This is a genomic window from Dietzia lutea (genome assembly GCF_003096075.1).
Taxonomy (GTDB): domain Bacteria; phylum Actinomycetota; class Actinomycetes; order Mycobacteriales; family Mycobacteriaceae; genus Dietzia; species Dietzia lutea.
This window is the reverse complement of sequence record NZ_CP015449.1, coordinates 1,686,623-1,707,450: the sequence shown is the minus strand read 5'-3', so window position 1 is coordinate 1,707,450 and position 20,828 is coordinate 1,686,623. Positions and strand designations below refer to the sequence as shown.

Here is a 20,828-nt window from a genome sequence, read left to right as displayed (position 1 = left end):
TTCTTTCTCGCCACGGGCCCGCGGTCTAACGTTGCCCCTGGAGAGCACCGGCCGAGGAGAACCGCGATGAGCACCCACACCGCAGACACGCACGACATCATCCGCGTCCTCGGCGCGCGGGAGAACAACCTCCGCTCGGTCGACGTGGAGCTGCCGAAGCGGCGGTTGACCGTCTTCACCGGGGTCTCCGGGTCAGGGAAGAGTTCGCTGGTCTTCGCGACGATCGCCGCGGAGTCGCAGCGGATGATCAACGAGACGTACAGCGCGTTCGTCCAGGGGTTCATGCCGACGCTGGCCCGGCCGGACGTCGACGTGCTGGAGGGGCTGACCACCGCGATCGTCGTGGACCAGGAGCGGATGGGCTCGGACCCGCGGTCGACGGTGGGGACGGCGACCGACACCGGGGCGATGCTGCGGATCCTGTTCAGCCGGCTCGCCCGGCCCGCCATCGGCGGACCCAAGGCGTACTCGTTCAATGTCGCGTCGGCCTCCGGGGTGGGCACACTGAAGAAGGCCGACGGCACCCGGCAGAAGGCCGAGTTCACCATCACCGGCGGTATGTGCGTGCGGTGCGAGGGCCGCGGGGCGGTCTCTGACTTCGACATCGACGCGCTCGTGGACCGCTCGAAATCCTTGGCCGAGGGAGCCATCACGGTGCCCGGCTACTCGATGGACGGGTGGTACGGCCGCATCTACTCCGGGTCCGGGTTCTTCGACATGGACAAGCCGGTGGGGGAGTTCACCGAGCGCGAGATGGACGACCTCCTGCGCAAGGAACCGGTGAAGATCAAGGCCGACGGCATTAACGTGACCTTCGAGGGACTGATCCCCCGGATCCAGAAGTCGATGTTGTCCAAGGACGTCGAGGCCATGCAGCCGCACATCCGGGCGTTCGTCGAGCGGGCCGTGGTCTTCACGACGTGTCCGGAGTGCGACGGCACGCGACTCAACGAAGGCGCCCGGTCCTCGCGGATCGGCGAGCACAACATCGCCGACGTCTCGGCCATGCAGATCACCGACCTCGCCGAGTGGCTGCGCGGGCTCGACGAGCCGTCCGTGGCCCCGCTGCTGGGGTCGTTGCAGCACACGCTCGACTCGTTCGTGGAGATCGGGCTCGGGTACCTCTCGCTCGACCGGCCGGCGGGCACGCTGTCGGGTGGCGAATCCCAGCGGGTCAAGATGATCCGCCACCTCGGGTCCGCGCTGACGGACGTGACCTACGTGTTCGACGAGCCGTCGATCGGCCTGCACCCGCACGACATCGACCGGATGAACGGGCTGCTGCTGCGCCTGCGGGACAAGGGCAACACCGTCCTCGTGGTCGAGCACAAACCCGAGACCATCGCGATCGCCGACCACGTCGTGGACCTCGGCCCCGGCGCCGGGTCCGAGGGCGGCGAGATCTGCTTCGAGGGCACGGTGGACGGGCTGCGGGCGAGCGGCACCGTCACCGGCCGCCACCTGGACGACCGCGCCTCTCTCAAGGACTCGGTTCGCGCGCCGGCGGGGTGGATCGAGGTACGCGGGGCGAGCGCGCACAACGTGCGTGACGTGGACGTGAACATCCCTCTCGGGGTGCTGTGCGTGGTGACGGGTGTGGCGGGCTCGGGCAAGAGCTCGCTCATCCACGGCTCCGTGTCCCCGCGGGAGGGCGTCGTCGCGATCGACCAGTCGGCGATCCGGGGGTCGCGTCGCAGCAATCCCGCTACCTACACCGGCCTGCTCGAGCCCATCCGCAAGGCGTTCGCGAAGGCGAACGGCGTCAAGCCTGCGCTGTTCAGCCCGAACTCGGAGGGCGCGTGCCCCACGTGCAAGGGCGCGGGAGTCGTCTACACCGACCTCGGCATGATGGCGGGTGTCGCCACGACGTGTGACGACTGTGAGGGCCGTCGTTTCCAGGCCGAGGTGCTCGAGTACCGCCTGGGGGAGCGCAACATCGGCGAGGTGCTGGCGATGTCCGTGACCGAGGCGGAGGACTTCTTCTCGGCGGGCGAGGCGCGCATCCCTGCGGCCCACAAGATCCTGGTACGCCTGCGCGACGTCGGGCTGGGATACGTGCGGCTCGGCCAGCCGCTCACCACGTTGTCCGGGGGCGAGCGCCAACGCCTCAAGCTGGCGGCCCAGATGGCGGACAAGGCCGATATCTACGTGCTCGACGAGCCGACGACCGGCCTGCACCTCGCGGACGTGCAGAACCTGCTGGGCATGCTCGACCGGCTCGTCGACGCGGGCAAGTCGGTCATCGTGATCGAGCACCACCAGGCGGTGATGGCCCGCGCGGACTGGATCATCGATCTGGGCCCCGGCGCGGGCCACGACGGCGGCCGCGTCGTGTTCGAGGGCACCCCGGCCGACCTCGTCGCCGATGCATCGACGCTGACCGGGGAGTACCTGGCCCGCTACGTCGGCGGGTGACGGCCGCCCCGGGGCCGGGGGCCGGGCGCCGCCCACCGCGCCGCCCGGGGGTAGAAAGACATCATGTCCGACTCCCGCGCTGTCCCTGATTCCTCGTCCGCCGCCGCGAGCACGTTCGTCCGCGTCTCCGGCCTCGTCGTGGACGAGGTGAGCGCCACGTCACTGCGCGGACACGCGGACCTCGGCGCAGACCACCTCACCGACTGGGGAACCGTGCACGGTGGCGTGTACGCGAGCATCGTCGAGTCCGCGGGCGGCGCGGGTGCCGGGTTCGCCGTCGCCGACCGCGGTCAGGTCGCGGTCGGCGTCCACAACGGGACCGACTTCCTGCGCGCCTCCACCGGCGGGCGGGTCGAGGTGACCGCCGAGGCGCTGTTCCAGGGGCGTAGCCAGCAACTCTGGGACGTGGTCATCACACAGTCCGAGACCGGGAAGGTGCTGGCCCGCGGTCAGCTGCGGCTCCAGAACGTCGACCGCCCGGACGATGCCCGGGGTGCCGCCGCCACCGACTCCGCCGCGGGCTGAGGCACGCCGGCCGGGGAGCGGCGTGCCGTAGGGGGTGGCGGGCCGGCTCAGTCGAGTCCGGCGCCCACCCGTCGGCACTGCTCGCGGATCCGCGCGTCGGCGGAGTCGTCCGACGCGGCGGGCCGCCACCCGGAGGGCAGCTCCAGGTCGGCGAGGTCCGACCACTCCTCGGCCGTGCCCGTAACGGCGTCGCGGTCGCGTGCGCCCAGCATGAGGTACCCGGCGTAGGTGACCGCTTCCGCGGTCCGCGACTCCGGGGAGTCACCGTGCCCGTCCGCGATCAGCAGCGAGTTGCTGCTGTTGAGGTCGCGCAGCGCTGACGCCAGCGTCGGTTCGTCCTGGGTCTGCTCGTCGCCACGCGTGTACTCGGCGATCTCGCGGAGTACACGTCGGGTGTCGGCACGGACTGCTCCGTGGTGCGCCCGGCGACCCAGCCCCCACAGGACGACCAGGGCGACGAGCACGCCCACGACCGTGTCGAGCAGTCTCTCGCCGACCAGGGGCAGCGGCTGGTCCGGGACGTCGCCGCCGGAGGCGATGAGCAGGGCGAGCGGGGTGATGAGCGTGACCGCCAGTCCGTAGTTCCGGGTGACCAGCAGTTCGATCGTGAACTGCAGAGCCACGATCAGCCCGATGAGCCACCACCCCGACGGTTGCAGCAGGGCGACCAGCAGGAACACGCCGAGCCCCGCGACGGTGCCGGTCAGCCGGTGCAGTGCGCGGTAGGTCCGTGCCGCGCGGGGCCCGCCCTGGTGCAGGACGAGGGCGGAGAAGGCGATCACCCAGTACAGGTGCGGCTGATCGGATCCGGCCAACAGGGTGAGCAGGACGATCGACACCGCGGTGGCGATCCCCACCGACGCCGCCACCGCCCACGGCTCCCCGGGCCACCGAAGCCCGCTCCGCAGCCGCCGTCGCAGCGACCCGATGTGTCTGCGCTCGTCGCGGACGAACTCCCGCTCGGCCCGCTCGGCCGCGGCGGCGGACGGCATCTCCACATCTGCGGACTCGGGGTCCCCCTCGAGCCACCGGCCGGCGTCGGGGTTGCGCGGATCCCAGGCGGGGTCGTCGCCGGGCACGATGTGTCGGCTCGCCCGCGCCGCGCGGGCGTCGTACTCGCGGTGGGCGGCGGCGAGCTCGGCGCTGATCGACTCGGAGGGAGTCCACATCCCCTCGGCGACGGCCTCCTCGGCGTCGGCGAGCGCGTGGGCCGCGGCGCGGTGCTGCGGTCGGCTGTCGGGCCCCGGTTCGGTGGCCGCGTAGGCCGCGACCGCGTCCCGCGCGCGGCGCACCGCTCGACGTTCCGGCCGGCGGGGATCGGGGAGGAGGTCCACCATGGTCACCAGCCACGCCACGGCGGCACCGACCGCGGTCATGGCCGGGACGAGGAGGGGTTCGGTGCCGTGTTCGCCGACCAGCAGGTACGCGATTCCGGCGGTCAGCACGAGGAAGTAGGACCCGGGCGGCCCGACGCGGAACGCCAGGCACACCCCGGCGGTGACGGTCGCCAGCAGCACCGCGGTCACGGCGAAGGCGAGGTGGGAGCCGGCGGTGAAGGCGCCGAGGGAGGTGGCGACGACCAGGCCCAGTCCGATGCCGGCGACGGTCGCGGCGCGACGACGCAGCGGCGCGGCCGGGGCGTAGAGGACCGCGAAGGTCCCGGTGACGGTGAGTAGCCCCAGGTCGAAGCGCCCCAGCAGCATGGAGACCGCCAGGCAGAGCAGGACGGTGAGTCCCGCCTTGGTCGCATTGGGCAGTCGCGGGGGACTCGGGGCCAACGTGACGAGTGGTCGCAGTAGTTCTCCGGTTCGCGTCCTCGCCATGCGCTCCTCAGGCCGTCCTTCCGAATCGCTTGTGCAGTGCCTGTCTGCTCACCCCCAGAACCGTGCCGATCTCCGCCCAACTCAGACCGTGTACCCGGGCGAACCGCACCGCGGCGGCCTCCTCGCGGGCGATCTCGGCTTTGGCCCGCGCGATGGCGGCCAATCTGTCGACGGGGGAGTCCTCCGCGCTGAAGTCGAACGTCGTCTCCACTGTCACCACCTCACCCGTCAACCTACGTTGACACAGCCGCCGATGTCAACCGGGGTTGACGCCGAGGGGTGCGTCGCGGGGCGGGCCCGGATACACTTCCGGGCATGTATCCCGGTGCCATCACCATGAAGCCCTGGTCCCGCCGCTGACGGCGGCGGAGACCACCTTCGACACACTCTCTGCACGCCGTCCACGGGCACACGCCGGGCGGCCATCTCGTGCTTCCCGGCTCCACGACGAGCCGAAGAGGGCACCGTGCACCAGCACCAGCACCACACTCACCGACTCCCCGCGGGCGACCGCGCACACATCCGCCTGACCGATGTGGCGGCGACGCTCGGCGACCGCACCGTCCTGACCGGCGTCGACCTCACCGTCTCCGCGACATCGCGGCTCGCCGTGGTGGGGGAGAACGGTCGGGGCAAGACGACGCTCCTGCGCGTCCTGGCCGGGCGCCACCGCCCGGACTCCGGCAGCATCTCGCGGGTCGGGCGGATAGGGACCGTGGACCAACACCTGGACGCCCCGGCGGCTCGCACGGTCGGCGACCTCGTCGCCGAGGAGATCGCCGACAGCCTCGCCGCACTGCGCGCGTTGGACGCCGCCGCCGACGCGCTGGGGGCCGGGGAGCCCGGCGCCGAGGACGAGTACGCGGCCGCGCTCGAGCTGGCCACCGCACTGGACGCGTGGGACGCCGACCGCCGGGTCGACGTCGCGCTCGCCGGGCTCGGCGCGTGCGATGACCGCGCGCGCCCACTGGCGTCGCTGTCCGTGGGGCAGCGCTACCGTGTCCGCCTGGCCTGCGTCCTCGGCGCGCACCACGACCTGTTGCTGCTCGACGAGCCGACCAACCATCTCGACGCGTCCGGGCTGGAGTTCCTCACCGACCGGCTGCGAGCGCACCCCGGCGGGGTCGCCGTCGTCTCGCACGATCGGGCGCTCCTACGCGACGTGGCGACACATTTCTGCGACCTCGACCCGAGCCCGGACGGGAGGCCTCTGGTGTTCGGTGGCGGCTACGAGGGCTGGCTCGAGGGTCGCCGCCGTGTGCGATCCGCGTGGGAGCAGGCCCACACCGAGCAGCTCGACGAGCAGGTCAGACTCGCCCGCGCCGCGGACGAGGCGCGGGACCGGCTCCGCGACGGGTGGCGCCCCGAGAAGGGCCACGGCAAACATCAGAGGTCTACGCGCGCGGCCGGCACCGTCCGGGCGTTCGTCCGCCGCCGCGAGGATCTCGAGCGTCACCGCGTGACCGTTCCGCCACCTCCGCCGCGGTTCCGGTGGCCGGCGTGGGACGTCCCCGCCGGGCAGCGGGTGCTGACCTGCCGGGAGGTCGCCGTCTCGGGACGGCTGCGCGCGCCGGTCTCGATGTCGTTCGACACCGGCGACCGACTGCTGGTCACCGGCCCGAACGGGGCGGGCAAGTCGACGCTGCTCGCCCTGCTCGCGGGGGAGCTCGATCCGGACAGGGGCACTGTTGATCGTCGTCCCGCCGCGCGGGTCGCGTACCTGTCCCAGGAGGTGCCGCAGTGGGATCCTCGACGGACCGCGACGCAGATCTACACCGAGCACGTCGGTCGGCTGGGCCGCGACGACGCGCCGGGACTGACGTCGACCGGGCTGCTGGACCCGCGCGCCGCCGCCACCGCGGTGAGCCGGATGTCGCAGGGCCAGCAGCGCCGCCTCCACCTCGCGCTGTGCCTGGCCGCGCGGCCCGCGATGCTGATCCTGGACGAGCCGACCAACCACCTGGCGTCAACCCTGGTGGACGGGCTCACCGAGGCACTGACAACCGCATCCTGCGCGGTGGTCGTCGCCACCCACGACCGTCAGCTCCTGCGGGACCTGTCGTCGTGGCCGCCCCTCGCCCTGGCGCCGTCGGGAGTAGATTCTGCGCATGTCCGGTAGCGCGAACCCCGGGAGCGTCGACATCAAGACGCTGCGACGCGACCTGTACTCAGGCCGCGTCGGGCGCGTCGACACGGTGGAGGTCCCGCCCATGTGGTTCCTCCGGGTCGACGGCCGCGGCGACCCCAACACCGCGCTGGCCTACCGCACGGCCGTCGAGTCGCTGTACGTCCTGTCGTACGCGATCCGGGCGATCGCGAAGTCGGAGCTCGGGCGGGTCCACACCGTGGGCCCGCTCGAGGGGCTCTGGTACGCCGACGATCCGCGGGTGTTCACCGCCCGGGACAAGGACGCGTGGAACTGGACGATGATGATCTGGCAGCCGGAGTGGATCACGCCGGAGGTCGTAGCCGCCGCAGGGGAGAGGGTGACGACGACGAGGGGTTCGGACGCCGGTGAGCGTGTGCGGTTCGCCCGGTTCGCGGAGGGTACGGCAGTGCAGACGCTGCACGTGGGGCCCTATGACGAGGAGGGTCCGGTGATCGCGCGGATGCACGCGGAGGCCATCGCGGGCCGGGGCGCCGTGCTGTCCGGCCACCATCACGAGATCTATCTCTCGGATCCGCGCAGGGTCGAGCCCGCGAGGTTGAGGACGATCCTCCGCCAGCCCGTCGCGTCCGGCTGAGCCGGCGCCGCCGCGCCGGGTTTGTTACGCGCTGGCCTCGAGAGAGTCGACGAGGCGCTGGGCGAGGGTGCGCAGTTGCAGCAGGTCCTCCTCCGACATGTCCAGCCTTCCGAGCAGGGAGCACTGGATGGCCTCGGCCTCCGCGCGCAGCTTCTCGCCGGACTCGGTGAGGTGGACGTGGACGCTCCGGCCGTCGTCGGCGGACCGCGAGCGGGCGACGAGCCCGGCGTTCTCGAGGCGCGCCAGGAGCGGGGACAGGGTGCCAGAGTCCAGGTGGAGGCGGTCGCCCAGTTGGCGGACCGTGAGGCCGTCCTCCTCCCACAGGGCGAGCAGGGCGAGGTACTGCGGGTAGGTGAGTCCGACCGAGGCGAGGGCGTGCCGGTAGGCCGAGGTCGAGGCGCGCGAGGCCGCGTAGAGGGAGAAGCAGACCTGGTGGTCGAGGCGGAGATCGGCGGGCATGGGTCCCAGTATCCCGAAATCACCGGTTGCACTCAACTCAGTTGTGCGCAACACTTTCGGCATGGACGATCTCCCTCAGTCACACCGGACCGCACCCGCGCAGTCGTCGCCCCGCAAGGGTCGGCGCATCGGGGAGGCGGCGCGCCACGTCGGCCGCTGGGCGCTCGGCGCCGCTCTGCTCGGCGCGGGCACCGGCCACCTCACGACCATGCGGCAGGAGTTCCGGGCCCAGGTCCCGACGTGGGTGCCACTCGACCCGGACTTCGTCGTCGTCGCGTCCGGCGTGGTCGAACTGGGCCTCGGTGCCACGCTCATCCTCGCTCCGACCCGCTTCCGTCCCGCTGTGGGCGGGGTGGCCGCCGCGTTCTTCGTCGCGATCTTCCCGGGCAACATCTCGCAGTACGTGACCGGCACCGACGCCTTCGGCCTCGACACCGACCGCGACCGGTTCATCCGGCTGTTCGTCCAGCCGGTCCTCGTGGCGTGGGCCCTGTGGTCCACCGGTGCGTGGCGCGCATGGCGGGCCCGGGCCCGCCGCTGACGGGTCCCTCCGCCGACCGCATCCGTCGTCGACCGGCCGTCTCCGGTGGCCTCCATGCGTAGACTCGACACCCATGCGCTTCGACGAGTACCGGAATCACGACGCCCTCGGTCTCGCCGCCCTCGTCCGCGGCGGTGAGGTGACACCGGGGGAGCTGCTCGACGCCGCGACGCAGCGGGCCGACCTCGTGGCGCCGCAGCTCAACGCCATCGTCCGACGCATGGACGACCAGGCACGCGCGCGGGCCGCCGAGGAGCTGACGGGACCGTTCGCCGGTGTGCCGTTCCTGCTCAAGGACCTCGGACAGGACCACCGTGGCGTCCCCACCAGCGGCGGGTCCCGGTCCCTCGCCGAGGTACCGGCGACCGAGCACGCGACCGTCGTGCAGCGGTGGCTCGACGCGGGCGTGGTCGTCTTCGGCAAGACCAACACCCCGGAGTTCGGCGCGAAGGCCGTCACCGAACCGGCGCTGTTCGGCCCCTCCCGGAACCCCTGGGATACGCGCCGCAGCCCCGGCGGGTCCTCCGGGGGGTCGGCGGCCGCCGTCGCGGCGGGTATCGTGCCCGTCGCGGGCGCGAGCGACGGTGGCGGATCGATCAGGATCCCGGCCGCCTGCTGCGGACTGGTCGGCCTCAAGCCCGGCCGCGGCCTGGTGCCGATGGGCCCGGTACGCGGGGAGGCGATGCACGGCGCGGCGACCAACGGCGTCGTCTCGCGCACCGTGCGCGACACCGCGGCGATGCTGGACGTCCTCGCCGGGGGAGAGCCGGGCGGCCCCTATGTGCCGTCGGTGCCGCCCGAGACGTTCCACTCCCAGGTCGGCGCGGATCCGGGTCGCCTGCGGATAGGGCTGTGTACAGCGTCCTCCATCAACGCCTCGCCCCACCCGGAGGCCCTCGCGTCGGTCGACTCCGCGGGCCGTGCGCTCGAGGAGCTCGGCCATCACGTCGAGATCCTCGAGGCGCAACCCGTCGACGATCTCGCGCTGGCCCGCGACTTCCTCACCAGCTGGTTCGCGTATCTCGCGTGGACGGTGGAGAGCACGCGGCGGCGAACGGGGTGCCGCGACCGGGACTTCGAGACGGACACCCGGATCGTCGCCGCGCTGGGCAGGTCGCAGAGCAGCGTGGATTACCTCGCCGCGGTGATGCGTCGCGACGACTACGCGCGCGAGCTGACCGCCTTCTTCTCGGACTACGACCTGCTCATGACGCCCGGCCTCGCGGATCTGCCACCGCTCGTCGGCGCCCTCGACACCCCGCCTTGGGCCGCCCGGAGCGCGGAGGCGCTGCTGGCGACCCGGACCGCGCCGCTACTGCGCCATTCCGGGTTCGCGGAGTCGATCATCAACGACAACCTGAGCTGGGTTCCGTACACGCAGCTGGCCAACCTCACCGGGCGGCCGGCGATGTCGCTTCCACTGCACTGGACGCCGGAGGGCCTGCCGATGGGGGTCCAGTTCGTCGCGCCCCTCGGCGGGGAGAGCCGGCTTCTGCGGATCGCCGGGCAGCTCGAGCAGGTCCTGCCGTGGGCCGATCGCCAGCCGGGTGCGATCGACGGGGTCGGCAACGCCGCATCAAGGATGTGACGTCTCGAACCGGAGCGGCGCGACCGGCGCCCGGACGGGGCCGCCGAGCATCGTATCGAGCGCGACCTCGGACCTACCCGCGTTTCGTCACCCGTGACGTTTCGGCGACATCGGCTGGCACGCCCGCGGGTCGTGCACCGGGGCCGAGGATGGCGATGCCGACCCGGACCGGGCACGGCGCCCAGTCGCCGCCGGGCGGGCGACGCGAGACGCCGACGGCGCACAAGCCGGGAGACACGACGACGCGGAGCGCGAGCGCGCCGTGGCGGAGCCCGGAGCCGACGGGCCGGCGGCACAGGCGGCATCGGCAGGTCCGGCGATATCGACAGTGTCGCCGGCGACAGGTTCGCGACCCGAGAGGGCGGACGACATCGCGGTCTAGTCCGCCACTCGAGGACGGCGGGTCATCGCGAGCCCGCAGGGTCCAGACCTGCGGCCACGTCACGTCGCGCGTCGCCGGCCCCTTCTGGCCCGACCGCCGGATCCCTCAAGTGCCGATAATCTACATTATGTAAAGTAGGCGCTGCCCCGGAATTCCCTCTACGTCCCCTTGAGGTTCATCACCTGCCGCAGGGTGTGCACGATCTCGACGAGGTCGTCGGCATCCTCCATCACCCGGTCGATGTCCTTGTAGGCGGCGGGGATCTCGTCGACCCACGCATCGCCGGGCCGGTAGACGATTCCCTGCATCGCCGCGTCGAGGTCGGCTGCGCTGAACCGCCTCTTGGCCTGTGTGCGCGACATCCGACGACCGGCACCGTGCGGCGCGGAGAACAACCCGTCTGCGTTCCCCTTGCCGCGGACGATGTACGAGCGGGTGCCCATCGATCCCGGGATGCACCCCATGCGGCCCTCGCTCGCGTCGATGGCGCCCTTGCGGGTGAGCCACACTTCCCTGCCGTCGAGTGCGATCTTCTCGGTGTAGTTGTGGTGGCAGTTGACGCGTTGCGATTCGCCGGCGTCGTCGTCGCGGAAGATGCGGGCCAACTCCGCGAGGAAGCGATCCATCATCTCGTCTCGGTTGAGTCGCGCGAAACGCTGCGCCCATCTCAGTTCGGCGAGGTACTCGGTGAACTCGGTGGTGCTCTGCTCCAGGTACGCATGATCGCGATCCTCGAGCTGGATGCCTCGCTCCGCGCAGTGCGCCTGGGCGATCCTGATGTGCTTCTGGGCGATCTTGTTGCCCACCCCGCGGCTCCCGGAGTGCAGGAAGCACCAGACCGCTCCGGACTCGTCGAGACACAGCTCGATGAAGTGGTTCCCCCCGCCGAGGCTCCCGAGCTGCTCGCGCCACTTCGGCGAGTGGGACAGGTCGACGCCGCCGGAGTCGGCGAGCATCTCGAGCTCGCGGACCCGCTCCCGTGTGTGGTCGTGCCGGACGGCCTTGTTGTAGTTGCCCGGCGACAGCGGGATCGCGCGCTCGAGCCGGTCGCGCAACGTGCTCAGGTCGATGCGGTCCAGGTCGGACTCCGTGTACCGGGTACGCGCGGCCACCATCCCGCATCCGATGTCGACCCCGACCGCGGCCGGGATGACCGCCTCGACTGTCGGGATGACCGTGCCCACCGCGGACCCCTTGCCGGCGTGCGCGTCCGGCATGAGTGCGATGTGTGGGTGGATGATCGGCAGCCGCGCGAGGGCCACCGCCTGGTCTACTGTCGTCTCGTCGATCGCCGACGCCCAGGACAGCACATTCGGGGCGAGAGTGACTGGCATGCCTCCATTGTCCCGGTTCCGGGCCGCCACGTGGTGGCACTCGGGCGACACCGGGTGGGACCATGGCGCCATGTCCACCCCTCCCCGTTCGGATCGTGACCGCGATGAGGAAGGTCGCGCGCGCAACGCCCGCCCACGCGACGAGCTCGGGCGCCCGCTACCGCCGGGCAGCGTGGGGGTCGAGCGCATTCCCGAGGACCTCGACCTGCCGCCCGCCGAGTCCCTGGCGTGGGCGCAGGACCTGCTGGACCGGGGCCGCGCGTTCCACGCCCACGAGGTCCTGGAGGGCGCGTGGAAGAGCGGTCCCGCCGACGAGAGACTCCTGTGGCAGGGTCTCGCCCAGTTGGCGGTCGGCATCACCCACATCCAGCGCGGCAACCCCAAGGGAGCCATGGCGTTGCTCGAGCGCGCGGCCGAGCGCCTCGCGCACGGTGACGGCCCGGCACCGCACGGGGTAGATGCAACGGGGCTGGTCGCCTACGCCCACGACCTCATCGCCGGCCTCCGAGAGGGCGTCTCCCCTGCTCCAGAACGGTTGAGGCCGCGACTCGTCGTACGTCGCGATCCCGACGGCGGGACATCGGCGCAGGGGTGAGCGTCACTCCCCTCCCAGGAGGTCCGGGGCACTGGGCGGAGAGAGTGGTCGCGGAGCCGGCTCTACAGCTCGACGGTGCCGCTGTCGCCCATATCGGGAGTCCGGTCGTCGCGGGACACCACCGCGCGGACGAACGAGGCGATGTGGGCGATGCTCGAGCCGCTCGAGTCCCAGTACTCGGCCGAGTCGGCGTGGACGAGGATCGAGGTGGCCTGCTCGGGACCGTCGGGGAACCAGGCGTCGACCGCAGGGCTCCAGTTCTCGGCCACCGCGTTCCGGTCGTCGTCGACGACCGCTCGTCCCGCCACCGAGACGAAACCGTCCGAGGACTGCACCGAGACGTTGACGTGCGAGTTACTCGCGATCTCCGACACGAGGTCGCCGTCCCTGGGAGCGAGCAACCGCAGCGTGCCGTCGAAGTCGGAGTTCTGGCGCGTCATCGGGCGGCTCAGCAGGCGACCGTCGGGACCGATGGTGGTGATCATGCAGATCGGCGACTTCTCGATCAGGTCCGCGACGATCTGCTCGGGCGATCTTGTGTCATCTGACATGAAACGTGCCTTTCCACGGTGGAACATCGGTCCCCATCCAACGTACGCGCCGGCGATCCTCTCGGGTCGTCACAGAGAGCCGTCTTCCAGTGCCCGCCTGTGGATGTCACCAACCGTCCGACCGAACTCGGCGCACCGGACGTGGCGGTCCGAGCGAGGTGCGGACCACCTGCGCGGCATGCACCACCGCCGGTTCCGCCGGTTCGGGTAGGCCCGACCACCGCAGCGGTGGGGTGAGGTCGCCGTCGGCGGTCGCGGAGCGCAGCGGCCACGGTTCGTGCGCGATCGGCGTCCGCAGAAGGATGCCGCCGCGCCGGTGGAAGCCTGACCACCTGCCGGTGATGCTATCCACCAACGGCGTGCGCCCGTGCTCGGAGAGCTCGTCCCCCACGTCCACCACCGCCGCAAAGGGGTCGCCGCCGAGCCGCCGCATCCGGCGCGGCGGTTCGAAGCGGTAGGACCACCGCGAGTCGACGATCGAGACCTCTGAGCGCGATCGCTCGTACGGCAGTCCCGCAGCGCGCATAGGCGCGAGGAACGACACGCGCGGCACCGCCATGCCCAGGAACCAGATCCCGTCCCGCCCATCCGGACCCCGCACATAGGCGCGGACGTTCAGCTCGGGGAACTCACGCCATGGTGGCGGGGGCGGGAGGCTCGGCAACCGTACGTCGACCATGCGGAACGGCGTGATCCCCACCCAGGTCGAGCCGTCCCAACACTGCACCCGCAGACTCGGCGGAATCAACGCCTGCACCGTCTCCGGGTCGTAACGCCAGTGGAGGAAGGTGAGGTGCTCCCAGCGCTGGAGGTTCGCCGGCACGCGAATCGGCTGGTCGGGGAGTCTGCCACTCACCAGCCTCAGCGTAATGAGTGGCAGCGCGGGGCGGCCACCATTGGCGCAGCCGATGTCCACTCCGATCGCAGCCCGGATCACCGCGCCGGCGGTCGTCTGATCGCTGGCGGGCGCCCGTGACAGGACGTTCTCGGCGAGGCGGTTCAGATGACGCGAGCCTCCCCGGTCGGCGTGTGGTGGACGTCCTGTTCGCCCCGGTTTACGGTGGCGCCACCACCCCACCGAACCAACGGGAGGCACCGCATGCAGTCAGAGACCAGGACCCGCGCCCTCCTGCGCGCCGCCGGTACGGGCGCCCTCGCCGGACTCGCCGGAGCCGGCGTGATGACGGCCGGAGAAAAGGCAGAGCAGGCGGTCACCGGCCGCCCGAACTCGTTCGTGCCCGCGCGGACGCTCCTGACCCTCCTGGGTCGCTCGCCGGGGGACGATGCCAAGCCCACCACCTGGAACCACGCGATGCACTACGGTACGGCGGCCTCGCTCGGCGCACTCCGCGGCGTCTGGGCGGTCACCGGCATCCGCGGCGCCCACGCCACCGCGTGGCACACCATCATCCGCCTCGGCGTCGACCAGACCCTCGAGAACGCCACCGGGGTCGGTGCTCCCCCGGCCACCTGGCCGCGCCGGGAGTTGGCGGTCGACGTGCTGCACAAGGCGGTGTTCTCCGCCGCCACCGGGCTCATCGCCGAGCGGGCGCTCCGCCCGACGCTGGTGTCACGACGGGGGCGCCACAGCCACTAGCGGCGGCGCCCCTCAGTCCTTCAGCGCGCGGAGCGCGGCGATCCCGCCCGCCGCCGCGCCCGCCGCGAGCACCCACGGTCCGCCGACCAGGATCGGGTCGATCCAGTGGTGCCGCACGTCGTAGCGCTTCTTCCCCACCCGTGAGGAGAGCCCGCCCGCAGTGAACTCGGTGACCACGCCGGTCTCGGTGACGGGGTTGTCGGGCCGCAGCGTGACGAGCGACCGGACGTGGCTCCCCACCGCGTCCACCCGGTCGGCGCCGAGCAGCATCAGCCACCGGTACGTCTTGTCCTCCCCGTACTGGTAGGCCCTGCGCCGGATCATCCCGGACACCCCGTGCAGCGGCTGGGCCGTCCCGAACACCGGGGTCAGGTGGCGATGCTCGATCGAGCGCTCCCGGGGAGTGCGCTCGGGCTGACGCTCGGGGAAGTCCCAGTGCGCGCCGGTCTCCAGGTCCCGGCGCAGTTTGGGGTACGAGGGGCGGTCGGCGGGGTCCAGGTCCGCCCCCCAGCCGGGGATCCGGGCGCGCAGCTCCTCGCTCGACCTGTGCGGGGGTCGATCGTCGGCGGTGTACGGCATGTCGGCCTCCTGTGGTCTCTGCGGCGTTCGGTTCAGCCGGCGTTCGATCTACCTGGCATTCGATTCAGCTGGCACCGGGCAGCACGATCGGCTTGATGCAGCCGTCGAGCTTGCCGGAGAAGGTGTGGTACCCCTCCGCGATGTGCTCGAGCGGGATGCGATGGGTGATGATCTCGCTGGGCGTGAGGTACCCGTTTCGGACGTGCTCGAAGAGCCTGGGCCACTGCCGCTTCACCGGGCACTGGTTGCCCCGGATCGTCAGGCCCTTGTTCAGCGCGTCGCCGAACTTGATCGAGGTCTGCACCGGGCCGTAGGCGCCCATCACCGAGATGGTCCCGCCCTTGCGCACGGAGTCGATCGCCCAGTTGAGCGCGATCGGCGAGCCGCCCTGGAGCTTGAACTTCGCCGAGGTCACGTGCTGGATGAAGTGCCCGTCGGCCTCGGCGCCCACGGCGTCGATCGCCACGTCCGCACCGAGGTGGTCGGTGGTGCGCTTCATCTCCACCACGATGTCGCGGTACTCGGTGAAGTTGTACGTCTCCGCGTGGGCGAGGGTCCGCGCCTTCTCCAGGCGGTACTCGAGGTGATCGACCACGATCACCCGGCCCGCGCCCATCAGCCAGGCCGACTGGGCGGCGAACAACCCCACTGCCCCTGCCCCGAACACGATCACCGTGTCGCCCTCGACGATGCTGCCGAGCTGCGCGCCGAAGTACCCGGTGGCCACGGCGTCGGTGAGCAGGAGCGCGTCCTCCTCGTCCATCCACTCGGGAATGATCGAGGGGCCCACGTCCGCGAACGGCACGCGGACGAACTCTGCCTGTCCCCCGTCGTAACCGCCACAGGTGTGGGAGTAGCCGTAGATCGCCCCGGCCGCGGTCGCGCCGGCGTTGACGTTGTGACAGTTGGAGTACAGCCCGCGGGCGCAGTAATAGCAGGAGCCGCAGAAGATGTTGAACGGCACCATCACCCGGTCCCCGGGCCGGAGGTTCTGCACGGACGGCCCGACCTCGTGGACCGTGCCCACGAACTCGTGACCGAAGGTGTGACCGACGCGGGTGTCGGGCATCATCCCGTGGTAGAGGTGCAGGTCGGAGCCGCAGATGGCGGCGAGCGAGACCTTGATGATCGCGTCGTTGGGGTGCTCGATCGCGGGGATCGGCTTGTTCTCCACGCGGACCTTGTACGGACCGCGGTACGTGGTGGCTCGCATGTGCGTCCTCTCGGTCTGCGTGCGGTGGTCAGTGCTCCCCGACTCTGCGGGCATGCGCCACCGCGGAGTCGGCCCCGTCGGTCCAGGGCTCGCCGTGACCGGTCAGGACGGTCGAGGCGCCGGTGTCGGCGACGGGCTGCAGCGACTCCATCGCCCGCGCGGTGTCGGCCGTGGCCGCGGACGCCACGATCTGCGGGCCCGTGGCGCCGGTGTAGGGATCGAGCGTGACGAGGGCGTCGCCGCTGATCACGGTGTCCCGCTCCGGCAGGTGCAGGATGCAGTGACCGCCGGTGTGTCCCGGCGCGTACATCGGCACCGGCCGGCCGGGGACGTCCAGCGCGCCACCCACCACCAGTTCGGCGGTGTCCTCGATCCCCCGCACGCTGAGCGCGCCAGCGGCGGCCATCCGCCCGAGCACCGGGAGCGACCGGGGGTGCCGCAACGGGTACAGCAGGCGGTTGCGCTGTGGCTTGTAGCTGTAGGGGTGCGCGGCCAGCTGGCCGTCCTCCGGATGCACCAGCACCGGGATGTCCAGTTCGACGCGCGCGCGGCGGGCGAAGCCGACGTGATCGAAGTGACCGTGGGTGAGCACCAGCGCGCGGACGTCGCCGGGCCCGCGTCCCAGGCGGCGGAGGGTGTCGGTCATCAGGTCCCACATGCTCGGTAGGCCGGCGTCGACGAGAGTCACCCCGTCGTCGTCGTCGATGAGATAGCAGTTGACGTGGGCGTGGGCCAGGCGGTGGACGCGGTCGGCGACCTCGGTGGCGTGCATTCATGTTCCTTTCGACGTACTGGGATCCTCGCCGCGCCGCATGATCGGCAGGTGCTCGATCGCACCGGCGGCTCGCGCCAGCACCCCACTGGCCGCGGTCAGCGCGGGGCCGAGCGCGTCCGGTCCGCGGAGGGCCGCCGACTCGAGCGCGTCGCGCAGGCGGTCGGTCACGGTCAGCGGGAGCGCCGCGGCCACGTTGCCCGGGGGCCGGCGGGCGACCACCGGATGGGGCCGGGTGGGCGCGGTGCGCCGGACGGTCTCCCACGCCGCACCGAGGGCCCGGAGCCGCGCGGGGCTCAGCTTCTCCTGTAGCCGCGGGAGCAACTCGTCCTCCTCGTCCCGCACGTCGTCGCGCAGCACGGTGATGAGGCGACGCAGCACCTCGTCGCGTTCCGGATGCGCCTCGCCGAGGTTCTCCAACAGGGTGACCAGCTCGTTGACCTCCTGGTGTTCCTGCTCCACGCGCAGCGTCAGCTCGTGGCCGTCGGACAGTTCCGCCCGCAGGACGGGCCACAGCACGGATTCCTCGGCGAAGGCGTGGGGGAATACGAGTCGATAGGTCTTGATCAGCGCCAGCTTCTGCTCCGCGCCGCCCGTCCGCTCCACCTCCCCGAGGAGCCGGTCCAGCTCGATGTGGTCGAGCTTCTGCCGGGCGAGAACGCTCCACCGGCCGCCCAGCTCATCGAGGTTCTGCTCTGACAGAGATCGCATGTGGTGTCCTCCCTACCGCGTAGGGTGCGCGCGGGCGGATCGGCCCGCAACCGGTCCACCGCGGGGCCCGGCGACCCCGGCCACGCGCGCGGGTAGGTTGAGAGCGATGAGCGAGCTCGTGTCGACCGGCGTCGCCGTCGCCCCGGTCGTCGTGGTCCTGGCCCTGTTGGCTCTCCGGGTCCCCTCGCTGGTGGCGGGAACCGCGGGGCTGGTCGCCGCCCTGGTGGGGGCGGTCACCGTCTTCCGGCCCGACGACGACGAGGTCGCCACCGCGGCAGCGCAGCTGGGGCCGACGGTGCTCGAGGTCGCACTGATCCTCCTCGGCGGCGTCCTGTTGGCCACGGCCCTGTCGGCCACCGGGAGCAGGGACCACATCGCCAGGTGGCTGGAGCGGATCGGCTCGGGCGACGACCGGGTGCCCGCGATCCTGCTGCTGGTGTTCGGCCTCACGCCGTTCATGGAGTCGGTCACCGGCTTCGGACTGGGTGTCGTCATCACCGCGCCGCTGCTCGTGCGGATGGGCCTGCCGCCGGTGAAGGCGGTCGTCGTGGGGCTGCTCGGGCTGGTCCTGGTCCCGTGGGGCTCACTCGGGCCCGGGACCCTCGTCGCCGCCGAGCTCGGGGGCCGGGACGTCGACGCGCTCGGATACTGGTCCGCCCTGCTCAGCCTTCCGGTGCTCGTCGTGAGCATGGTGACCGTCCTCGTCGTCGTCACCCCCCGGTCCCCCGCGACCGCCGGGTCGCCGGACGCCCGACGGCGTCCCGCCCTCACCCGACCCGCCGTGCGCCACATCGCGCTGGGCGCGGCGGTCGTGGCCACCCAGTGGGCCGTCCTCGTCGCGTCCAACGCGTTGGTCGGCGTGGCACCGTCGGGCATCATCGCCTCGGCGGCCGTGATCGCCTTCCTGCTGGCGGTGGCGCGCGTGCGTCACGGCGCGCTGCCCGCGGTGACCGGCGGACTCGTGCGCGCGCTCGTGCCGTTCGCCGTCCTGCTCGCGGGCATCCTCGGCACCACCGCCGCCCTGGCGCTCGCCGGCGCCCCGGCCGGGACGGGCTGGCTCACCTCCCCCGCCCTGTGGGTCCTCGTCGCCGCCCTCGTCGCGGTGCGCGTGTACACCACACCCGGTTCGGGCATCGCCGGCCTGCTCCGGACAGCGCTGGCGACGTGGGTTCCCGTGGCCGGCAACGCCATCGTGTTCATGGCCATCGGCATCGTCATGGCCACCGCCGGCACGGCCGCCCACCTCGCCGAGCCCGCCACCGGCCTCGGCGCGGCCGCCGTGGCGCTGACCCCCGCGGTCGGCGCGCTCGGCGGTTACCTCACCGGCACCAACACCGGCGCCGCCGCCATGTTCTCCGCGGCCACCACCGCGACAGCCACCGGCCTCGGCGCCGACGGGCTCGTGGCGCTCGCCGGCCAGAACGTCGGCGGCTCCTTCGCGATCATCGTCTCTCCCCCGCGCGTCGCCCTGGCCGTGGGCGTGGTCCTGGCCGGCCGGACCCGGCTGCCCGGCCGCGCCACCCGGGCGCCGGCGACCGCCGTGGTCTCGGCGACGATCATGCTGTGCGCGGTGGTCGCCGTCCTGACGTAATGTTCGTGTGACCCGGAAGGCAGCGACCAGAGAGGCAGTGAGTTCCCCCATGAACCATGTGACCGAGACCGCCGACCGCATCCTCGGCGAGGCGAAGGAGTCCGCGCACGGACGCCACGCCGAGCTCCTCGTCCACGAGGGCCCGCTGCGTCAGGCGCTCCTCGCCCTCACCGAGGGCACCGAGCTCGAGGAGCACAACTCTCCGCCGGCCGCGAGCCTGTACCTCCTGCAGGGCGCCGTCCGCGTCACCGGCGACGGCACCACCGACATCGCCGCCGGCGAGTTGCACACGCTCACCCACCACCGGCACTCCGTCACCGCGCTCGCCGACTCGGTGTTCCTGCTGACGACGGTCACCAGCATCCCCGGCCAGGGAAGTTACGACACCGAACCCGTCGACTGACGGGCGCGCGCGGCGGATACTCGTGGCATGCGTTCCCGGCACGTGTCCACGGTCATCCGCCGCCCGCCCGAGCAGGTGTACGACTACGCCCGCGACCCCGCCAACCTGGGCGCCTGGGCCGCCGGGCTGGCGTCGGGCCGTATCGAGCCCGGCGACGGGAACGGCGGGGGCGGCGGCGGCGGGAACGGCGGCGGCGACACGTTCGTGGTGGACTCCCCCATGGGACGCGTGAGCGTGCGCTTCCTGCCCCGCAACGAGCTGGGCGTACTGGACCACGAGGTCGCCCTCCCCGACGGGAACGTCACGTACAACCCGCTGCGGGTCGTCCCGCACCCCGAGGGTGCGGAGGTGATCTTCACGCTGCGCGGGGTCGACGACGACGAGTTCGAGCGGGACGCCGCGATGGTGGCCGAGGATCTGGCGCGCCTCCGGGCCGTCTTCGAGGGCCCGCTCCCCGCCGGGGCGCCGCCCTCGAGTGCCTCGGCCATCGCCGACCCGGGTATACGCCTGGCCTCGCCGGCGGACGCCGGGACGCTCGGGCGGATGCTGTACGAGTTCAACACCGAGTTCGAGTCCGCGACGCCCACCGCCGACTACGCCGCCCGGCGATTCGGGGACCTCCTCGCGCGCGACGATGTCCTCGCCGTCGTCGCCGCCGCCGGGATCCCGGGCGGCCCGGACGTTCCCACCGACGCTGGTTTCGCGCTGCTCACACTGCGCCCCACCCCCTACTCCGACCACCCTCTCGCGCAGCTCGAGGAGCTCTACGTCCGCCCGGACCTCCGTGGGCGCGGCCTCGGGACGGCGATCCTCACCCGTGCGCTATCCGAGGTGGCCGCCCGGCGATGCGAGGAGATGCTGATCAACGTCGACTCCGACGACCTGGGCGCGCGGCGCTTCTACGAACGTCACGGGTTCACCGACCGCGATCCGGACAGCGGATCGGGGATGCGCTGCTACCTGCGGCAGTTGTAGAGGGCCGTCCGCGTGCAGGGCTCGTCCCGC

At 72.0% G+C, this 20,828-nt stretch carries 21 protein-coding genes; 11 read left to right on the top strand and 10 right to left on the bottom strand.

The genetic code is table 11. The annotated features are described in order from the left end of the window. The first annotated feature begins 66 nt into the window (after positions 1 to 66). Both A6035_RS07750 and A6035_RS07745 read left to right on the top strand, forming a co-directional pair. Positions 67 to 2,415 (top strand): ATP-binding cassette domain-containing protein, encoded by a 2,349-nt coding sequence (locus A6035_RS07750; protein WP_108847308.1) that lies wholly within the window; start codon positions 67 to 69, stop codon positions 2,413 to 2,415. A 63-nt stretch (positions 2,416 to 2,478) separates the two neighbouring features. After that, a complete protein-coding gene (locus tag A6035_RS07745; protein WP_108847307.1) occupies positions 2,479 to 2,940 on the top strand; it encodes a PaaI family thioesterase in 462 nt (153 codons plus the stop codon). Between the two features lie 47 nt (positions 2,941 to 2,987). Here the strand turns inward: A6035_RS07745 and A6035_RS07740 are convergent, their stop codons facing one another. Together A6035_RS07740 and A6035_RS07735 are read right to left on the bottom strand one after the other, a co-directional pair. Beyond that, positions 2,988 to 4,763: an FUSC family protein gene (locus tag A6035_RS07740; protein WP_108847306.1), complete on the bottom strand. Its 1,776-nt coding sequence runs from the start codon at positions 4,761 to 4,763 to the stop codon at positions 2,988 to 2,990. Positions 4,764 to 4,770: 7 nt separating this feature from the next. Continuing rightward, a complete protein-coding gene (locus tag A6035_RS07735) occupies positions 4,771 to 4,974 on the bottom strand; it encodes a sigma factor-like helix-turn-helix DNA-binding protein (RefSeq protein ID WP_007633914.1) in 204 nt (67 codons plus the stop codon). Between the two features lie 255 nt (positions 4,975 to 5,229). Here A6035_RS07735 and A6035_RS07730 point away from each other — a divergent pair, with 255 nt between their 5' ends. Both A6035_RS07730 and A6035_RS07725 read left to right on the top strand, forming a co-directional pair. Next, positions 5,230 to 6,882, top strand: coding sequence for an ABC-F family ATP-binding cassette domain-containing protein (locus tag A6035_RS07730; protein ID WP_108847305.1), 1,653 nt, complete (start codon positions 5,230 to 5,232; stop codon positions 6,880 to 6,882). Further along, complete coding sequence (locus tag A6035_RS07725) at positions 6,872 to 7,507, top strand: GyrI-like domain-containing protein (protein ID WP_108847304.1); 636 nt, start codon at positions 6,872 to 6,874, stop codon at positions 7,505 to 7,507. The genes A6035_RS07730 and A6035_RS07725 overlap by 11 nt, the downstream gene beginning before the upstream one ends. Positions 7,508 to 7,531: 24 nt before the next feature. On the opposite strand, the gene A6035_RS07720 is transcribed toward A6035_RS07725, so the two are convergent. Next, the gene (locus tag A6035_RS07720; RefSeq protein WP_108847303.1) at positions 7,532 to 7,966 is read right to left on the bottom strand and encodes a MarR family winged helix-turn-helix transcriptional regulator; all 435 of its coding nucleotides are present in this window, start codon (positions 7,964 to 7,966) and stop codon (positions 7,532 to 7,534) included. Positions 7,967 to 8,027: 61 nt separating this feature from the next. On the opposite strand from A6035_RS07720, the gene A6035_RS07715 reads away from it, so the two are divergent. Further along, positions 8,028 to 8,507: a DoxX family protein gene (locus A6035_RS07715; protein ID WP_108847302.1), complete on the top strand. Its 480-nt coding sequence runs from the start codon at positions 8,028 to 8,030 to the stop codon at positions 8,505 to 8,507. A gap of 73 nt (positions 8,508 to 8,580) precedes the next feature. Next, a complete protein-coding gene (locus A6035_RS07710; RefSeq protein ID WP_108847301.1) occupies positions 8,581 to 10,095 on the top strand; it encodes an amidase in 1,515 nt (504 codons plus the stop codon). 540 nt (positions 10,096 to 10,635) lie between these two features. Here A6035_RS07710 and A6035_RS07705 read toward each other — a convergent pair. Further along, the gene (locus tag A6035_RS07705; RefSeq protein WP_108847300.1) at positions 10,636 to 11,811 is read right to left on the bottom strand and encodes an RtcB family protein; all 1,176 of its coding nucleotides are present in this window, start codon (positions 11,809 to 11,811) and stop codon (positions 10,636 to 10,638) included. Between the two features lie 70 nt (positions 11,812 to 11,881). Here A6035_RS07705 and A6035_RS07700 point away from each other — a divergent pair, with 70 nt between their 5' ends. Next, on the top strand, positions 11,882 to 12,406 hold the full coding sequence (locus tag A6035_RS07700; RefSeq protein ID WP_108849142.1) for a DUF309 domain-containing protein: 525 nt from the start codon (positions 11,882 to 11,884) through the stop codon (positions 12,404 to 12,406). Between the two features lie 62 nt (positions 12,407 to 12,468). Here A6035_RS07700 and A6035_RS07695 read toward each other — a convergent pair whose 3' ends face one another. Both A6035_RS07695 and A6035_RS07690 read right to left on the bottom strand, forming a co-directional pair. Continuing rightward, positions 12,469 to 12,957, bottom strand: coding sequence for a pyridoxamine 5'-phosphate oxidase family protein (locus A6035_RS07695; RefSeq protein WP_159149770.1), 489 nt, complete (start codon positions 12,955 to 12,957; stop codon positions 12,469 to 12,471). 106 nt (positions 12,958 to 13,063) lie between these two features. Beyond that, positions 13,064 to 13,813 carry a YqjF family protein gene (locus tag A6035_RS07690; protein WP_159149771.1) on the bottom strand — a complete coding sequence of 250 codons (750 nt, stop codon included), beginning with the start codon at positions 13,811 to 13,813 and terminating at the stop codon, positions 13,064 to 13,066. 243 nt (positions 13,814 to 14,056) lie between these two features. Between A6035_RS07690 and A6035_RS07685 the strand changes: the two genes are divergently transcribed. Next, positions 14,057 to 14,554, top strand: a complete 498-nt coding sequence (locus A6035_RS07685) for a hypothetical protein (RefSeq protein WP_108847297.1) — start codon at positions 14,057 to 14,059, stop codon at positions 14,552 to 14,554. A 12-nt stretch (positions 14,555 to 14,566) separates the two neighbouring features. Here A6035_RS07685 and A6035_RS07680 read toward each other — a convergent pair whose 3' ends face one another. The 4 genes from A6035_RS07680 to A6035_RS07665 all read right to left on the bottom strand — a co-directional run bounded on the left by A6035_RS07680 (position 14,567) and on the right by A6035_RS07665 (position 17,829). After that, a complete protein-coding gene (locus tag A6035_RS07680; RefSeq protein WP_108847296.1) occupies positions 14,567 to 15,133 on the bottom strand; it encodes a hypothetical protein in 567 nt (188 codons plus the stop codon). 64 nt (positions 15,134 to 15,197) lie between these two features. Further along, a complete protein-coding gene (locus A6035_RS07675; RefSeq protein ID WP_108847295.1) occupies positions 15,198 to 16,346 on the bottom strand; it encodes a zinc-dependent alcohol dehydrogenase in 1,149 nt (382 codons plus the stop codon). Between the two features lie 28 nt (positions 16,347 to 16,374). Next, positions 16,375 to 17,118 (bottom strand): MBL fold metallo-hydrolase, encoded by a 744-nt coding sequence (locus A6035_RS07670; RefSeq protein WP_108847294.1) that lies wholly within the window; start codon positions 17,116 to 17,118, stop codon positions 16,375 to 16,377. Then, positions 17,119 to 17,829: a hemerythrin domain-containing protein gene (locus A6035_RS07665; protein WP_108847293.1), complete on the bottom strand. Its 711-nt coding sequence runs from the start codon at positions 17,827 to 17,829 to the stop codon at positions 17,119 to 17,121. Between the two features lie 106 nt (positions 17,830 to 17,935). Here A6035_RS07665 and A6035_RS07660 point away from each other — a divergent pair, with 106 nt between their 5' ends. From A6035_RS07660 to A6035_RS19325, 3 genes are read left to right on the top strand one after another with little or no spacing between them, the layout of a single operon-like run. Further along, entirely contained in the window at positions 17,936 to 19,420 is a 1,485-nt protein-coding gene (locus tag A6035_RS07660) for an L-lactate permease (protein ID WP_108847292.1), read from the top strand. Positions 19,421 to 19,469: 49 nt separating this feature from the next. Continuing rightward, positions 19,470 to 19,823 carry a cupin domain-containing protein gene (locus A6035_RS07655; RefSeq protein WP_108847291.1) on the top strand — a complete coding sequence of 118 codons (354 nt, stop codon included), beginning with the start codon at positions 19,470 to 19,472 and terminating at the stop codon, positions 19,821 to 19,823. Between the two features lie 27 nt (positions 19,824 to 19,850). Next, positions 19,851 to 20,798 carry a GNAT family N-acetyltransferase gene (locus A6035_RS19325; protein WP_108847290.1) on the top strand — a complete coding sequence of 316 codons (948 nt, stop codon included), beginning with the start codon at positions 19,851 to 19,853 and terminating at the stop codon, positions 20,796 to 20,798. Positions 20,799 to 20,828: the final 30 nt, after the last annotated feature.

What these genes read in the sequence shown, in the direction of transcription:
- A6035_RS07725 (WP_108847304.1), top strand. Translation starts at nt 6,872, where the DNA reads ATGTCCGGTAGCGCGAACCCCGGGAGCGTCGACATCAAGACGCTGCGA.
- A6035_RS07705 (WP_108847300.1), bottom strand. Translation starts at nt 11,811, where the DNA reads ATGCCAGTCACTCTCGCCCCGAATGTGCTGTCCTGGGCGTCGGCGATC.
- A6035_RS07720 (WP_108847303.1), bottom strand. Translation starts at nt 7,966, where the DNA reads ATGCCCGCCGATCTCCGCCTCGACCACCAGGTCTGCTTCTCCCTCTAC.
- A6035_RS07665 (WP_108847293.1), bottom strand. Translation starts at nt 17,829, where the DNA reads ATGCGATCTCTGTCAGAGCAGAACCTCGATGAGCTGGGCGGCCGGTGG.
- A6035_RS07710 (WP_108847301.1), top strand. Translation starts at nt 8,581, where the DNA reads ATGCGCTTCGACGAGTACCGGAATCACGACGCCCTCGGTCTCGCCGCC.
- A6035_RS07745 (WP_108847307.1), top strand. Translation starts at nt 2,479, where the DNA reads ATGTCCGACTCCCGCGCTGTCCCTGATTCCTCGTCCGCCGCCGCGAGC.
- A6035_RS07680 (WP_108847296.1), bottom strand. Translation starts at nt 15,133, where the DNA reads ATGCCGTACACCGCCGACGATCGACCCCCGCACAGGTCGAGCGAGGAG.
- A6035_RS07675 (WP_108847295.1), bottom strand. Translation starts at nt 16,346, where the DNA reads ATGCGAGCCACCACGTACCGCGGTCCGTACAAGGTCCGCGTGGAGAAC.
- A6035_RS07655 (WP_108847291.1), top strand. Translation starts at nt 19,470, where the DNA reads ATGAACCATGTGACCGAGACCGCCGACCGCATCCTCGGCGAGGCGAAG.
- A6035_RS07660 (WP_108847292.1), top strand. Translation starts at nt 17,936, where the DNA reads ATGAGCGAGCTCGTGTCGACCGGCGTCGCCGTCGCCCCGGTCGTCGTG.
- A6035_RS19325 (WP_108847290.1), top strand. Translation starts at nt 19,851, where the DNA reads ATGCGTTCCCGGCACGTGTCCACGGTCATCCGCCGCCCGCCCGAGCAG.
- A6035_RS07750 (WP_108847308.1), top strand. Translation starts at nt 67, where the DNA reads ATGAGCACCCACACCGCAGACACGCACGACATCATCCGCGTCCTCGGC.
- A6035_RS07740 (WP_108847306.1), bottom strand. Translation starts at nt 4,763, where the DNA reads ATGGCGAGGACGCGAACCGGAGAACTACTGCGACCACTCGTCACGTTG.
- A6035_RS07715 (WP_108847302.1), top strand. Translation starts at nt 8,028, where the DNA reads ATGGACGATCTCCCTCAGTCACACCGGACCGCACCCGCGCAGTCGTCG.
- A6035_RS07700 (WP_108849142.1), top strand. Translation starts at nt 11,882, where the DNA reads ATGTCCACCCCTCCCCGTTCGGATCGTGACCGCGATGAGGAAGGTCGC.
- A6035_RS07685 (WP_108847297.1), top strand. Translation starts at nt 14,057, where the DNA reads ATGCAGTCAGAGACCAGGACCCGCGCCCTCCTGCGCGCCGCCGGTACG.
- A6035_RS07695 (WP_159149770.1), bottom strand. Translation starts at nt 12,957, where the DNA reads ATGTCAGATGACACAAGATCGCCCGAGCAGATCGTCGCGGACCTGATC.
- A6035_RS07670 (WP_108847294.1), bottom strand. Translation starts at nt 17,118, where the DNA reads ATGCACGCCACCGAGGTCGCCGACCGCGTCCACCGCCTGGCCCACGCC.